Below are 14,092 nucleotides of genomic sequence, written 5' to 3' on the forward strand. Positions count from 1 at the left end.
GAACCGACATGCTCAGCGTGATTTGCGAATCCCCCGGCGTGCTGCGCGTGCAGCATCGCGAACTGCCCGTGCGCGGCAGCGGCGAAGTGCTGTTGCGCGTGCAACGTGTCGGCATCTGCGGCACCGATCTGCACATCTTCACCGGCAACCAGCCGTACCTCGAATATCCGCGTGTGATGGGCCACGAGCTTTCCGCGGTCGTCGTCGAGGCGGAACCCGAGTCGGGGCTCGGCGTTGGCGACGCGGTGTACGTGATGCCGTACCTGTCGTGCGGGCACTGCGTCGCATGCCGTCACGGCAACACGAACTGCTGCGTGAACATCAAGGTGCTCGGCGTGCATCGCGACGGCGCGCTGGCCGAATACCTCAGCGTGCCCGCGCAGTTCGTTCACAAGGCCGACGGCATTTCGCTCGACCAGGCGGCGATGCTGGAATTTCTCGCGATCGGCGCGCATGCGGTGCGGCGCGCGGACATCCGGGCCGGCCAGCGAGCGCTGGTGGTCGGCGCCGGGCCGATCGGCATGGCGGCGATGACCTTCGCGAAGCTGCGCGGCGCCGACGTGACCTGCCTCGATACGCGGGCCGACCGCCTGGCGTTTTGCCGGCAGCATCTGGGGGTCGACGCGGCGGTGGAGGTTGGGCCCGACGATGCCGCACGCCTCGCGGCGCTGACCGACGGCGAGTATTTCGATGCGGTGTTCGATGCGACCGGCAACCTCGATGCGATGAACCGCGGTTTCGAATTCGTTGCGCACGGCGGCAAATACACGCTGATCTCGATCGTGCGCGGGCACGTCGCCTTCTCGGATCCGGAATTCCACAAGCGCGAAACCACGCTGCTCGCGAGCCGCAACGCCACGGCCGAGGATTTCGCGACGGTGCTCGATGCGATGCGCGCGGGGCGGATTCCGGACCGCGCGCTGAATACGCACCGGATGCGGCTCGAGGACGTGCCCGACGCGCTGCCGCGCCTGCTCGACGCGGGGCAGACCGTCGTGAAGGCGCTCGTCGAATGCTGAGCCGCGCCATGCAAGCCGCGGGGCGCACGTCATGACGCCGCCGATCCTGCAGTTCGGCACAAGCCGCTTCCTGCTCGCGCACGTCGACCTGTTCGTGTCGCAGGCACTCGACGAAGGCGGCGCGATGGGCGGCATCGGCATCGTGCAGTCGACCGGGAACCCGGCCAGCCGCGCGCGCATCGACGCGCTGCGCTCGGGCGCGCACTATCCGGTGCGCATACGCGGACGCGACGGCGGCCGGATCGTCGACGAGGTGGTCGAGTGCCGCGCCGTGCACCGCGCGTGGGATGCGGAGTCGGACTGGGCCGAAATCCGCCGCGCGGCGATCGAGTCCGTGCGGGCGATCGTGTCGAACACCGGCGACGCGGGTTATCGCGCCGACCCGCACGATTCGGCGCAGGTGCTGGCTCATCCCGACCGCGCGCCGCGCGGTTTTCCCGCGAAGCTGCTCGTGCTGCTGCAGGCGCGCTGGCAGGTGCGGCCCGCCGACGGCGTCACCATGCTGCCCTGCGAACTGGTCGCGGACAACGGCGACACGCTGCGCGGCGGCGTGCTCGCGCTCGCGCGTGAATGGCGGTTGCCCGACGCGTTCGTCGACTACCTGCAGCACCGCTGCCTCTGGGTTAACTCGCTCGTCGACCGCATCGTGTCCGAGCCGATTCACCCGGTCGGCGCGGTCGCGGAGCCTTACGCGCTGTGGGCGATCGAGCGGCGTGCGGGCATGGCGTTGCCGTGCCGGCACGCGCGGATCGTCGTCACCGACGACCTGCGCAGCCACGAGCGCCTGAAACTGTTTTTCCTCAACCTCGGGCACAGCTGGCTGGCGGAGCAATGGCTCGTCACGGGGCGGCCCGAATCGGAAACGGTGCTCGACGCGATGAACGACGTGCGGCTGCGCGACGGCCTCGAGGCCGTATGGCGCGATGAGGTCGCGCCGGTATTCGCCGCGCTGGGCCAGCAAGAAACGGCCGAACGCTACCTCGACAGCGTGCGCGAACGTTTTCTCAATCCGTATCTCGCGCATCGCCTCGCCGATATCGCCGGCAATCATCGCGAGAAGGTGGCGCGGCGGATCGCGCCGCTGCTGGCGCTCGCGGATTCGCTGGCGCTGCCGGGCGGGCAGCCGCGCCTGCGACGCATCGCGGCCCGCTGCGCAACCACAGGGAGCTTCGCATCGTGAACCAGCCGGCAGTAGTGATCCTGCATCACGACGACAATGTCGCCGTCGCGCTCGACGCGCTGGCGCCGGACGTGCCGGTCGACGCGAACGGCACGACGCTGCGCGTCGCGGCCGCGGTGCCGGCCGGCCACAAGCTCGCCACGGCGCCGATCGCGCGCGGCGCGCGGATCGTCAAGTGCGGCCAGCCGATCGGCGTCGCGCTGCGCGACATCGCCGCGGGCGAGCACGTGCACGTGCACAACGTCGGGATGCCCGAGCGGCACGTGCTCGATCACGGCGCGGCCGGTGCGGCGCCCGACGCGCCGACCGACCTCGGCGACACCTTCGACGGGTTCGTGCGGCCCGACGGCCGTGTGGGTACCCGCAACTACATCGGCGTGATCGCGAGCGTCAACTGTTCGGCGAGCGTGTGCCACGCGATTGCCGATGCGTACCGGCACGAGGCGCTCACGCCGTTCGGTCATGTCGACGGCGTCGTCGCGATCACCCATCAGAGCGGATGCGGGATGGCGGCGAACGGGGACGGGGTCGAGCTGCTGCGCCGTACGCTCGTGGGCTACGCGCGCAACCCGAATTTCGCCGGCGTGCTGTTGGTCGGCCTCGGTTGCGAGGTCAACCAGGTGCGCGTGCTGGCCGAGCGGCTCGACGCGGCCGCGCCGGGCACGGTCCGCACGCTGGTGATCCAGGACGAGGGCGGCGTGCGCGAAACGGTCGCGCGCGGCGTGTCGATCGTGCGCGAGCTGCTGGAGGCGGCCGACGGCGCGCGCCGCCGTGCGGTGCCGGCGGCGCGGTTGACGGTCGGCCTGCAATGCGGCGGATCCGACGGCTACTCGGGGATCACGGCGAACCCGGCGCTCGGCGCCGCCGTCGACCTGCTGGTGCGCAACGGCGGCACCGCGATCCTGTCCGAGACGCCCGAGATCTACGGCGCGGAGCACCTGCTGATCGCCCGCGCGGCATCGCGCGACATCGGCGAACGCCTGCTCGGCCGGTTGCGGTGGTGGGAGCGCTACGTGGCCGACGGCGGCGGCGAAATGAACAACAACCCGTCGCCCGGCAATATCGCCGGCGGCATCACGACCATTCTCGAGAAATCGCTCGGCGCGGTGTCGAAGGGCGGGTGCTCGACGCTTCGCGCCGTCTACGACTACGCGGAGCCGGTGCGGCAGCGCGGCCTCGTCTTCATGGATACGCCCGGCTACGACCCGGTGTCGGCGACCGGGCAGATCGCCGGCGGCGCGAATCTCGTCTGTTTCACCACGGGCCGCGGTTCGGTGTTCGGGTCGAAACCGGTGCCGACGGTCAAGATCGCGACGACGACCGGCCTGTACGAGCGGATGCGCGCCGACATGGACTTCGACAGCGGCGGGATCGTCACCGGTTCGTCGAGCGTCGACGACGCGGGCGCGCGGCTGTTCCGGCTGATGCTCGACGTCGCGTCCGGGCGCAGGACCTGCAGCGAGGAGAACGGTATCGGCGAACGCGAGTTCGTGCCGTGGCTGCGCGGCGCGATCATGTGACGCGCGGGGCGGCATGCGGCCGCCCGCGCGATCCGGCTTCGAAGGAGACCCCGCGATGACGACCCTGATGCGCAAGCCGGCGGCCGGCGACACCGGCCGCGACTTTCCGCTGTCGGACCTGGAGCAGCGACTGCTGGGCGAGGCGCTGCGGATGCTCGCCGAGACACGCGCCCGGGCGCTGGAACTCTGTGCCGAGGTGAACCGGCGGCAAGGCGGCGCCGTGCCCGACGTCCACGACTTCAACCTGCCCGCGATCATCGATCTGCAACGGCGCTTCGGGACGCGGCCTCGTCCGTCGGGCGAGGCCGGCACCCCGGGCGACGGGCCGGTGCCCGGTCGCTTCGCGTAGCCGCCGCCGCTCGGCGGCGACGTCGCCCGGGTCGCTGCGGCGCCGCTTACGCCGCCGACAGCGTGATCGACACGCCCGTCGCCGTGTAGACCGGCGTCGCCTTGAAGCCGTCGACGGTCACCGTCGCGAATTTCGCCGCGCCCGCTGCCGCGTCGATCAGCGCGATGGTGTCGCCGGCCTTCGGCTGATAGCCGTTCACGAACTTCACGTGCAGCGTGCCGCCCGCGACGGTGAACGCGCCGCCCACGCGCAGGCGTCCGCCGCCGTTGCCGTCGATGTCGAGTTCGAGCGTGGCGCCGTCGAGCTGCGTGTAGCGCGTGGCGATCGTGACGGGCGCGCCGGCCGCGATCCTGACGCCGCCGCCTGCGCCGACGTAGACGTCGCCGTTGCCGAACGCCGTCGCGGACGCGGCGGCGAGCGTGCCGCCGCCGACCTGCGTGCCGCCCGTGTAGCTGTTGTTGCCCGCCAGCGTCAGCACGCCGCTGCCTTGCAGCGTCAGCTTGCCCGAGCCGGCGATGTCATTGCGCCACAGGTCGGCGGCGTTGAGGCCGCCCTTCGACGCATCCATCGCGACGGTCACGTTGCCGTTGAATGCGCCGTAGCCGTCGGCGGCCGCGAACAGGTTCAGCCGGCCCCAGCCTTCCGCATCGTCCATCACCGGGTAGCCGGACGGCAGTTCGGTGGTTTTCAGCACGACGCGCCGCTGATCCGCGCCCAGGTACGGGAAACGCGTCTGCAGCAGGATCTCCGCCCCCTTCGGCACGACCGGCGGCGCGCCGGTCGCGTCGAGCGCGCCGAAGCCGTAGGTCATGCGGCGCGCGAAGGCCGTCTTGTTCGTCGTGTAATCGGCGAACCGGTCGGTCGCCGTCGTGCCCGAGCGCGCGAATGCCTGGAACGTCGCGTCGGTCGTGCCGGTGAGCTGCTGCAGCGTCTGGTGCGCCTGGCCATAGGCGGCCTGCGCATCGTTCGCGTACACCGCGAGATTGGCCGCGCTGATCGCCAGCGCGAGCATGCGCCCGCCGATCACGTCGAGCGGCGAGTGCATGCCGGCGAGAATGCGGTTCTCGCCGAGTTCGAGGCCGCGGCCGACCATTTCCTGGAAGCGCTCCGGCACGAGCCACGCCATCGTCACGGCGTCGCGCATCGCTTCCGCCTGATGGCCGCTGATGAAACCGCCGTCGGTCGCGGGCGTCGTGCTTTCCGCGGGTACGAGCGTGGGGTCGACGACGACGCTCGTGCTCCAGCGGTACGGCCGCGCATATTTGTAGAAACGTTTCGAGGGTTCGGTCGACGCGTTGTTGCCCATTTCATTGAGCAGATCGACGACTTTCCCGAAGCTCGCGTTCGCGCTGCCGCCCACGCCCACGTTGTTGCCCGTGTCGTTGTACAGCACGCTCGTCGCGTCGGCCGGCACGCTGGTGATGCTGGTCGTCTGCTGGGCGGCGGTGCGCCAGGCCGACGTGAGCGGCCCCATGCCGTCGGTCACGCTGTAGCCCTTGCCGCGCCGGTCGTCGTAGTACGCGGCGTCGGCCTGCTGCGGCGTGCGCGCGGTCGTCGCGTTGACCACGTATTGCACGTTCGCCTGCAGCACCGCGTCGTTCAGGATCGTGCCGCACGGTGTGCCGTTGCCGGGCAGCCCCGTGCAGGTCGACGGCGAGACGGCCGGAAACGCGCCGTTGGCCGGCGCGGTCACGCCCGCATCGACGAGCATCGTCGACGGCTGCCAGAGGTCCAGGAAGCGGCTGACCACGCGCACCGCGGCGTTCGTCGACAGCGTCGCGTAACGCGCGTCGCCGCGCTGGTTGGTCGCGATATTGTCGACGAATGCGGGCACGCTCGGAACCGGCGCGCTGTCGACGAAACCGGGATCGGCCGGCGGCGCCGGGATCGCGGCGTTCGTCGAGGGTGTGGCGACCACGTCGTCGCCGCCGCCGCACGCGGCCAGCACGACCGCGGTCGACAGGGCTGCGACGTGCAGCGGGAGACGGCTCGATGACACAAACATGCAAGACTCCATCCTGGGTGTGAAAGATGGCGCATTGTCGTGGCCGATCGTGACGCGATGGTTACGAATCGGCTGTGCGTCACGAGCGATGCATGGATCGAACCCGCCGACGGGTTTGTTTACTCCGATATCCTAAACGCGGTACGGATGGCGGATCGATCCGGCCGTCACGCCGCTTGTTCGTTCCGCGGCGACGGCGCGTGACGGACGCGGTTGCGTCCGTCACGCTTGGCGGCGTACAGCGCGAGATCGGCCTCGCGCGACCACGTGTCGACGGACGCCGGCCATCCGGCGCGGGCGGTCGCGCAGCCGATGCTCACCGTGAAGGCCGGCACCGGGTCGTCGAACCCGTCGAGGCGGTTGCGTTCCACTTCCCGGCGGATCGCCTCCGCCACCTTCGCGGCGCCGCGTTCATCGGTATCGGGCAGCACCGCGACGAATTCCTCGCCGCCGTAGCGCGCGGCGAAGTCGCCGCGCCGCTGCGTGTGCGCGCGGATGCAGGCGGCGAGGAACCGGAGCCCCGTGTCGCCTCGCGCGTGCCCGTGCCGGTCGTTGTACTGCTTGAAGTGGTCGGCATCGATGAACAGCAGCGACAGGCTGCCGTGGCCGTTTCGATGCAGCCGCTCCCACTGGTCGGCCAGCGCGAAGTCGAGCGCACGCCGGTTGTGCAGGCCGGTCAGCGGATCGGTGCGGCTGAGGCCGGTCAGCAGCGTCTGCTTGCGCAGGTTGTCCCGCAACGCGAAGGCGAGCAGCCAGACGACCGCGCAGAAAAGTGCGCACAGGAGCGACGCCGATATGCCGACCGACCATGACATGCGGATGAAGCCGTCCAGCACGTCGCCTTCGGCCGGCGCGACGACGGCGATCAGCGGTGTGCCGGGCACCCGCTGGAACGTATACAGGCGCAACGTTCCGTCGATGCGCGAATGCGCCGCATAGAAGCCCGAGTCCTGGTTCAGCATGCGATCGAAGGTGTTCGAACGGCGCAGGCGGACCATCTGGTGGTCGTTCAGCGACGGGTTGCGGGCCAGGATGGTGCCGTCCGCGCGCAGGACCGCGCTGATGCCGTGCGGCCCGACGTCCAGCCGGGACAGCAACTGATCGAAATAGGCGAGGTCGATCGCGACCACCGCGATCCCGTTGAACGTATGGTCCGGCTGTTCGATGCGCCGCGAGAGCGCGATCGATTCCTTGCCGCCGCGCGAGCGCGCGCGATAGGCCTCCGACACGTAAAGGCCGACATTCGGCGCGTCGCGATGGACCTTGAAATAATCGCGATCGCTGAAGTTCCAGTGGTGGGACGGCCCGCAGCACGCGTCGATCAACTTGCCGTCCCGGTCCGTCACGCCCATCCCCGTCACGTATTGCGCGGCCGAGCGCTGGAACAGCAGATCGTGCCGCAGCCCGGCGTCCATGTGCCGGACCGCCGGCTTGCCGAGGTCGGCGGCGAGCGCGACCAGTGCGTTGTTGGACGTTTCGACGGTCCGCGCGATCTCGCTCACCAACACGGCGGCGACGTTGCGCGAGGTTTCGTGCGCATGTTCGACCACTTCGCTTCTCGTGGCCCAGAGCGTGATCGCGCTGATGCTCAGCGCCGCGAGCGACATCAGCGTGCCCAGCGCGCCGACGACGAGGTAGTGTCGTCCCGCCCAGTCGGCGATTTTCTCGATGGAGGTGGATGCGGACATGCTGGCGCTCGCGGGGAAGGCCCGGCGCGATGAACCGGGCTGCGCTTAAATCCGGGTTAACGGCAGGTCCGCGGGGAAATCGAGGGTCGTGTGCAACGCAAATGGGCGGGGCGCGGCCGCAAACGTGTGCGGCCCCGGGCTCATATCGGAACGCGCGACCGGGCGGCGGGCGCGGCGAACGCGCGGGCAATGGCCGTGCCGGTCTTGCCCGGCCCGGCGGGGGCTTCGTTCATTGAACGCGCCGCCGGGCGCCGAACGGGCGGATCCGGGGCCCGCACGTTTCAGACCTGACCGATGCCGCCGTCGGCCATCAGATCCGCACCCGTTACGTACGAACTTTCGTCGGATGCGAGGAAGAGCGCCGCGCTCGCAATCTCGTCCGCGCGCGCGAGCCGGCCGAGCGGCACCATGCTCCGGTACATGCTGACCAGTTCGTCGCGTGTCGCCGTCTGCGCGTCGAGGATGGGCGTGTCGGTGACGCCGGGGCTCAACATGTTGACGCGGATGCCGCGATCCTTGAATTCCGCGGCCCAGGTGCGCGCATAGGAGCGCAGCGCCGCCTTGGTCGCTGCGTACGCGGTGTGCCCCGGAATGCCCATCACGTGCATGGCCGACGAAACCAGCACGATCGAGCCGCGGTTTTGCATCAGCGGCAGCAGCTTCTGCACGAGGAACACGGGGCCGCGGGCCATGAGATTGAAGGCCTTGTCGAAATGCTCGGGGGTGAGCGTGTCGATCGGGGCCTGCTCGGTGAAGCCCGCGTTCGAGACGACGATGTCGACGCGTCCGGTTTCGTCGCGCACGGCTGCCGCGACGCGGTCGAGGTCGGCGAGGCTGGCCGCGTCGGCCTGGAGCGCCGTGACGCCGTGTCCGAGCCGTTCGGCTGCCGCGTCGAGCTGGGCCTGCCGACGGCCGAAGATGAAGACATGCGCGCCTTCGGCGACGAAGCGCTGGGCAATCGCGAACCCGATACCGGTCGTTGCGCCGCTGACGACCGCAAATTTGCCTGCAAGCGTGGGCATGAGAACCTTCCGTCGATGTGTTTGACGGAATCATCGTAATTGCCGCTGCCGGAAATGATAATCGGCCGAGCCTGCATAAGCTCTATTCTTCGGGAGAATGGGTCGAACGGAGCAGCGCAATGGACCGGTTTCACGAATTGAACGCTTTCATCGCCGTCGTCGAGGCGGGCGGCTTTTCCGCCGCGGCCCGCCGGACCGGCGACTCGCAGTCGGGCATCAGCAAGGCCATCGGCACGCTGGAGAGCCGCCTCGGCGTGAGGCTGTTCAATCGCAGCACGCGCAGCGTGACGCTGACGGACGACGGGCAGCGATATTACGACCGGACCAAACCGCTGATCGAGGAGCTCGATGACGCCGACAGCGAACTGGCGAGCAGCACGCACGACGCATCCGGTCTGATCCGGATCGCGGTCTCCGCGACCTTCGGCCGCCTGCATGTGCTCCCGCTGATTCCCGAGCTGCTGGCGTCGAACCCCGGCCTGCAGGTCGACCTCGTCCTTTCCGACTTCGTGCGGGACATGGTGGAGGATCGGATCGACCTGGCGATCCGGGTCGGCGCGGTTCACGATCCCGACGCGGTGGTCAGGCGGGTGGCCGGCACCCCGCTCGTGTGCGTCGGATCCCGTCGTTATTTCGAGCAACACGGCATCCCCAGGACGCCCGCCGAGCTCGTCGATCACAATTGCCTGCTGTACGGCGGCCTGACGGAAGCGGTCAACTGGCCGTTCACGGGCCCGCAAGGCAGGTTCAGCGTCGCCGTGCGCGGCAACCTGTCGTCCAACAGTGTCGAGACGATCCGGGCTGGCGTGCTGGCCGGCGTCGGAATCGGGTTGTTCGCCCGGATCTCGCTCGCCGATGAACTTCGCCACCCGGACGTGATGACGATACTCGACGAATACGTCAGCGAAGTCAGGGATATCAGCGTCGTCTGGCCGAAGCGCCGATTCGTTCCGGCGCGCGTGCGCCGCGCGACGGAGTTCTTCGCGACGGCGCTGCCGCGGCGCGTTTGAGCGAACGGATTCGAACGGCACGGTGCGGTGCCGCGCGACCGGTGCCCGCGCCACGCGCGATCAAGCCGGCCCGGCCGCGTCCGCTTCGGCGTCGAACGAAGCGGACGCGACGCGCACACGCTTGAGCGCCCCGGCCAGCTTCTCGATCGCGTGCAGGTCGAGCGTATCGAGATGCTCGCGCACGCGCTGCACGAAGGCCGCGTAACCGTGCTCGTCCGCAACCTGGCCGAGCCATGTCTCGATATCGGTGAGCCGCCCGTCACGGGCCAGCAGGATCAGTGCGTCGAGTGCATCGTCGGGCGGGCCATCCATTGCGGGCGCGACGCGTTCCGGGCCGGCCTCGTCGCCCGGATGAAACCGCCGGACGAGTTCCGACACCGGCACGAGCGCGTGCCCGAGCGCCGGTGCGACGACCGGGAACGAGAACGCGGTGCCGACGCCCGGCTGGCTCGCGACGGCCAGCTCGCCGCCCATCGCGCCGACGATGCGCTGCGCGATGAACAGGCCGAGCCCGGTTCCGCCGTTCACGGCCTGCACCTGCTGGTACGCGCGGAAGATGTCGCGGGTGCCGCTGATGTCGATGCCGATGCCCGTATCGGCGACCTCGAACAGCAGGCGCCACGCATTACCTTCGCGCGCCGCGTGCACCGACAGCGTGACCGTCCCGTCCCGCGTGAACTTCGACGCGTTCGACAGCAGGTTGAGCAGCACCTGCTGCAGCCGCATCCCGTCGATCGACACCATGCGCGGCAGCGGCGTGGCCGGCCGGTAGACGAACCGGTTGTCCTGCTGCGCGCACAGCGCGAGCGCATAGTGGCCGATGTCGTCGAGCAGGCCGGGCAGGTCGGTCGCGTCCGGCGCCACGCCGAGCGGCTGCAGTTCGGCCTTCGTGAACGCGAGCAGTTCGTCGATCAGCGTGAGCTGGTAGCGGATGCTGCGGTCGATCGACCGGATCAGCCGCGCCTGGCTGCGCGTCGCGCTCTGCAGCAGCAGCTTCGCATAACCGTTGATCGTCGACAGCGGCGCGCGCAGGTCGTGGCTCACATAACCGAGCGTCTCGATCTTCTGCTGCATGTGGGTCGTCACCTGCTGCAACGCGTCGTTGAGCGCGACCGTGCGTCTCGCGACTTCGTCGCGCAGGCGATCCTGTTCGGTGAGCTGCCAGTGTTCGAGCCGCTTCCTGGCCTCGGTGCGCTGGCGGCCCACGTGGTGGATCCACGCGGCCAGCACCAGCAGGTGCGTGGCGAGCCCGACGATAGCGATGACGGGGTTCGGATAGATATCGGACTTGAGCCAGGACAGCAGCGGCGGCAGCGCGTCCATGCCGTCGAGCACGCGGATCAGCATGTTGAAGGTGGCGAACGCGATGGCGATCAGCATCACGCGGCCGGTCGGCGTCCGGCGGATCGCGAGCATCAGCGCGAGGCTGATGTTGACGATCCCGAGCACCGCGTTCAGCCGCAGGCAGAACCACGTGAAGGTCAGCAGGTCGCCGCCTGCGGCGCCGACCATGCCGATGCATTCGAGCGCGAGGAACGCCATGTAGACGGCACGCAAGGGCAGCCTGGCCTGTTCGCGCCGGGCGACCGTCAGGATGAAGACGATGAAGCAGGCGATCGCCGCGTACACGGCGATCACCTCGCCGCGCGCCGACCACTCGCGCAGTGCGGGCGGTAGCGCCATGGCCACGTAACCGCGGTAAGCGGCCTCGAACAGCGTCGTGCCCAGCGCCATCGCGGCCAGTACATGGAACACGCCGCTGCGCGAAAAGAACCCGATCAGCAGCGCGCACCACAGGAGCGCGAGCAGGCCGCCGAAGAAGCCGAAGTCCCACATCGTCGCGCGCCGTTCCTGCGCATCCCATGCCGCGCGGGTGAACGCGGCCGGCGCGAGCCGCATTTCCTTGCGCGACGTGACGCGGATCAGCACGGGGAGGCTTGCGCCGGCGGGCAGCGTGACGTCGAGTACCGGGTAGCGCGACGGCTGACGGGCCGCGTCGCTGCCGGCGTCGGCAGCCGGGAAGCGGCTGACGAGCGTCCAGCTGCCGTCCTGGCCGACATGGAAGTCGGCGTGGTCGATGCGCGCGTCGCGAATCACCAGCACCAGCGGACGCGCGACGCTGCCGCGGTTGGTCAGCGTCGCCCGGACCCACCATGCCGACCGCGAGAACTCGACGTTGAACGTCGACGTGCTTGCCGCAGGCACGCGTCGAGCGGGCCCGGCGAGCCGCGCGGCGACCTGTTCGGCCGTCATCGTCGTGCTCGCGTCCTCGAACACCGATACGCCGTCCAGTTGCGCGGGGTTCGGCGTCGATGCCGCGCGGGCCGTCGCGCAGGTGACGGCCAGTGCGATCACAAGCAGCAGCACCGCGCGCCATCCGGCTGCCCACGCCGCGTGTCGCCTACGCATCGCCGTGGCGCCCCCCCTGTGCGGCCGGCGTGTCGCCGGTGTGGCGCTGGCGCCGCCAGTCGGACGGCGTGATACCGAAACGTTCGCGGAACGCCGTCGCGAAATTGCCGGGCGTGGAAAAGCCGATTTCCTCGGCGATGTCGCCGATGCCCATCGATGTATCCGACAGGAAGTGCATCGCGGCGCGCAGGCGCGTGTCGCGCAGGTACTCGAATACGGTCTGGCCGAGCTGGTCGCGGAACACGCGGGACAAGCGCTTTTCGTGCGTACCGACCTGCTTCGCGAGATCGTCGAGCGCCGGCGGATGCCGCAGGTCACGCAGCAGCACGTCGGTCGCCGCGCGTACGAGCGCGGCGTCGGGGTGGTCGGGTAGCTCGGGCAAGTGCGCGAACGGCTGGCTGCGCCGCGCGCGTTTCAGGTGATTGCGGATCCGCGCGATGACTTCCGCCGGCTCGAACGGCTTGACGATGTAGTCGATCGCGCCGGTTTCGAGCCCGGCGATCCGATCCTCGAGCTCGCCGGCCGCCGTCAGGATGATCACCGGGATCGCTTGCGTCGACGGCGTCGATGCAAGCAGCCGCGACGCGGCGAATCCGTCCATGCGCGGCATGCGGACGTCCATCAGGATCAGGTCGGGCGCGATGGCCTGCGCACGGTGATAGGCCTGCAGCCCGTCGAACGCCACGCTGATCCGGCACCGCGCCGCGCGCAGGATTTCGGTCAGGAGCCGCAGGTCGTTCGGGCGGTCGTCGACGACAAGAATATGCGCGCCCGCGAGATCCGGCGTGGTACGAGGCGGCGCCGAACTGGGCAAGCGGGATGGCATGGTGGCGGACGCGAGGGAAGGGTGGTCGGTCGGATTGAAAGCATCGCAGTGGGTGCGATTGTTGCGAAAAATTATATGTCGACAACAATACCGATTGTGAGGATTCCGTGCGGACTGTGTGGGCTTATCCGCCGGGACACTGAACGGTTTCGGCAGCGTTACTAGACCGGAAGAAATGGAGTGGAAAAACATGCCGAGCCGTCTTTTTAATTTCGGTCTTTATTTCCGATTTTTATGGATTATGTGATCGAATTGGCCCGCGGAATAAATTAGGGTGAATTGTGTCGAGAGGTGATGTCTTTCGATTTGAAACAGGCGCTTCGAATCGGCGCTCGTCCGGTTGATTTTTTTGGTTGGCCGGTCAGGATTTGTTTTGATGAAAAACCGATTTCGAGTGGAAATGTATGAATGTAAATATCATCCGCTCTGGAAAAGGATTTTTCCGCTCTGGAAAAGGTTTGTTTGAACGGATGACTGCACACTAGCTCCGGCGCGGCTGGAATCGGTTCTTCGAGGGGAACGGATGTTCGTGGATTCCTTGCCGCTGCCACGTTCGGATGTTGCGATATTCAATGTGACATCGAATGATGGCAATTCTCAGAATTTGAGAGTGCGATGATGAACAAGAAAATTGGCACGAGGGTAATACAAATTTCATAATTTTCCGAATGTGTTCGTATACAAGAAAAGCGGAATGATTGTGAGATTGGTTCGGGTGTGACGCATCGACAAGAAAAATCGTCAAGAAAATTCGATCGACTCAATCGATGCGGGGGCCGTTCTGCAAGTCGGGCGATTTTTCCGGAAATCCGGAAAGCGCTCGACTGCCGGCGGAGAGGGTGAGCGGCTGCGCATGGTCCGCCCGACGGTCTGATCCGTCGTGGCGCGATCGCGCGGCGCGTTCTCGAATCAGGCGGGCACGAAAAACATGAATACGACAGGCATGACAGGTCAACGCACCGGTTCGAACGGACCGGATGCGCATGCTTCATACCCGGGGACCACACGGCGTCGTCCTCCTCCTGAATGAATCGTGACGAAAGCCGCCCCGGGTTCGGGGCCGG

10 protein-coding genes are annotated in these 14,092 nt (G+C 68.3%); 5 read left to right on the forward strand and 5 right to left on the reverse strand.

The features are described 5' to 3' along the window. Positions 1-8 precede the first annotated feature (8 nt). From WJ12_RS20160 to WJ12_RS20175, 4 genes are read left to right on the forward strand one after another with little or no spacing between them, the layout of a single operon-like run. Positions 9-1,019: a zinc-binding alcohol dehydrogenase family protein gene (locus WJ12_RS20160; RefSeq protein ID WP_034191810.1), complete on the forward strand. Its 1,011-nt coding sequence runs from the start codon at positions 9-11 to the stop codon at positions 1,017-1,019. Positions 1,020-1,050: 31 nt separating this feature from the next. After that, on the forward strand, positions 1,051-2,199 hold the full coding sequence (locus tag WJ12_RS20165; protein WP_059562602.1) for a mannitol dehydrogenase family protein: 1,149 nt from the start codon (positions 1,051-1,053) through the stop codon (positions 2,197-2,199). Beyond that, on the forward strand, positions 2,196-3,719 hold the full coding sequence (locus WJ12_RS20170) for a UxaA family hydrolase (RefSeq protein ID WP_059562604.1): 1,524 nt from the start codon (positions 2,196-2,198) through the stop codon (positions 3,717-3,719). The genes WJ12_RS20165 and WJ12_RS20170 overlap by 4 nt, the downstream gene beginning before the upstream one ends. A 55-nt stretch (positions 3,720-3,774) precedes the next feature. Continuing rightward, positions 3,775-4,068, forward strand: coding sequence for a hypothetical protein (locus WJ12_RS20175; RefSeq protein ID WP_051701118.1), 294 nt, complete (start codon positions 3,775-3,777; stop codon positions 4,066-4,068). Positions 4,069-4,114: 46 nt separating this feature from the next. Here WJ12_RS20175 and WJ12_RS20180 read toward each other — a convergent pair whose 3' ends face one another. From WJ12_RS20180 to WJ12_RS20190, 3 genes are all read right to left on the reverse strand, one after another. Further along, positions 4,115-6,073, reverse strand: a complete 1,959-nt coding sequence (locus tag WJ12_RS20180) for a phosphatase PAP2 family protein (RefSeq protein ID WP_059562607.1) — start codon at positions 6,071-6,073, stop codon at positions 4,115-4,117. A 167-nt stretch (positions 6,074-6,240) separates the two neighbouring features. Beyond that, positions 6,241-7,761: a sensor domain-containing diguanylate cyclase gene (locus tag WJ12_RS20185; RefSeq protein WP_059562610.1), complete on the reverse strand. Its 1,521-nt coding sequence runs from the start codon at positions 7,759-7,761 to the stop codon at positions 6,241-6,243. Between the two features lie 281 nt (positions 7,762-8,042). Continuing rightward, positions 8,043-8,783 (reverse strand): SDR family NAD(P)-dependent oxidoreductase, encoded by a 741-nt coding sequence (locus WJ12_RS20190; protein ID WP_059562613.1) that lies wholly within the window; start codon positions 8,781-8,783, stop codon positions 8,043-8,045. A 119-nt stretch (positions 8,784-8,902) separates the two neighbouring features. Between WJ12_RS20190 and WJ12_RS20195 the strand changes: the two genes are divergently transcribed. Next, entirely contained in the window at positions 8,903-9,793 is an 891-nt protein-coding gene (locus WJ12_RS20195) for a LysR family transcriptional regulator (protein WP_034191804.1), read from the forward strand. A 60-nt stretch (positions 9,794-9,853) separates the two neighbouring features. On the opposite strand, the gene WJ12_RS20200 is transcribed toward WJ12_RS20195, so the two are convergent. Beyond that, on the reverse strand, positions 9,854-12,202 hold the full coding sequence (locus WJ12_RS20200) for a sensor histidine kinase (RefSeq protein ID WP_059562616.1): 2,349 nt from the start codon (positions 12,200-12,202) through the stop codon (positions 9,854-9,856). Further along, on the reverse strand, positions 12,195-13,028 hold the full coding sequence (locus WJ12_RS20205; RefSeq protein WP_059562620.1) for a response regulator transcription factor: 834 nt from the start codon (positions 13,026-13,028) through the stop codon (positions 12,195-12,197). The genes WJ12_RS20200 and WJ12_RS20205 overlap by 8 nt, the downstream gene beginning before the upstream one ends. Positions 13,029-14,092: the final 1,064 nt, after the last annotated feature.

Origin of the sequence: Burkholderia seminalis (assembly GCF_001718535.1) — a bacterium.
Lineage (GTDB): Bacteria > Pseudomonadota > Gammaproteobacteria > Burkholderiales > Burkholderiaceae > Burkholderia > Burkholderia seminalis.

Coding starts and splice junctions, on each gene's coding strand:
- WJ12_RS20160 (WP_034191810.1), top strand. CDS start 9: ATGCTCAGCGTGATTTGCGAATCCCCCGGCGTGCTGCGCGTGCAGCAT.
- WJ12_RS20165 (WP_059562602.1), top strand. CDS start 1,051: ATGACGCCGCCGATCCTGCAGTTCGGCACAAGCCGCTTCCTGCTCGCG.
- WJ12_RS20175 (WP_051701118.1), top strand. CDS start 3,775: ATGACGACCCTGATGCGCAAGCCGGCGGCCGGCGACACCGGCCGCGAC.
- WJ12_RS20180 (WP_059562607.1), bottom strand. CDS start 6,073: ATGTTTGTGTCATCGAGCCGTCTCCCGCTGCACGTCGCAGCCCTGTCG.
- WJ12_RS20185 (WP_059562610.1), bottom strand. CDS start 7,761: ATGTCCGCATCCACCTCCATCGAGAAAATCGCCGACTGGGCGGGACGA.
- WJ12_RS20190 (WP_059562613.1), bottom strand. CDS start 8,783: ATGCCCACGCTTGCAGGCAAATTTGCGGTCGTCAGCGGCGCAACGACC.
- WJ12_RS20195 (WP_034191804.1), top strand. CDS start 8,903: ATGGACCGGTTTCACGAATTGAACGCTTTCATCGCCGTCGTCGAGGCG.
- WJ12_RS20200 (WP_059562616.1), bottom strand. CDS start 12,202: ATGCGTAGGCGACACGCGGCGTGGGCAGCCGGATGGCGCGCGGTGCTG.
- WJ12_RS20205 (WP_059562620.1), bottom strand. CDS start 13,028: ATGCCATCCCGCTTGCCCAGTTCGGCGCCGCCTCGTACCACGCCGGAT.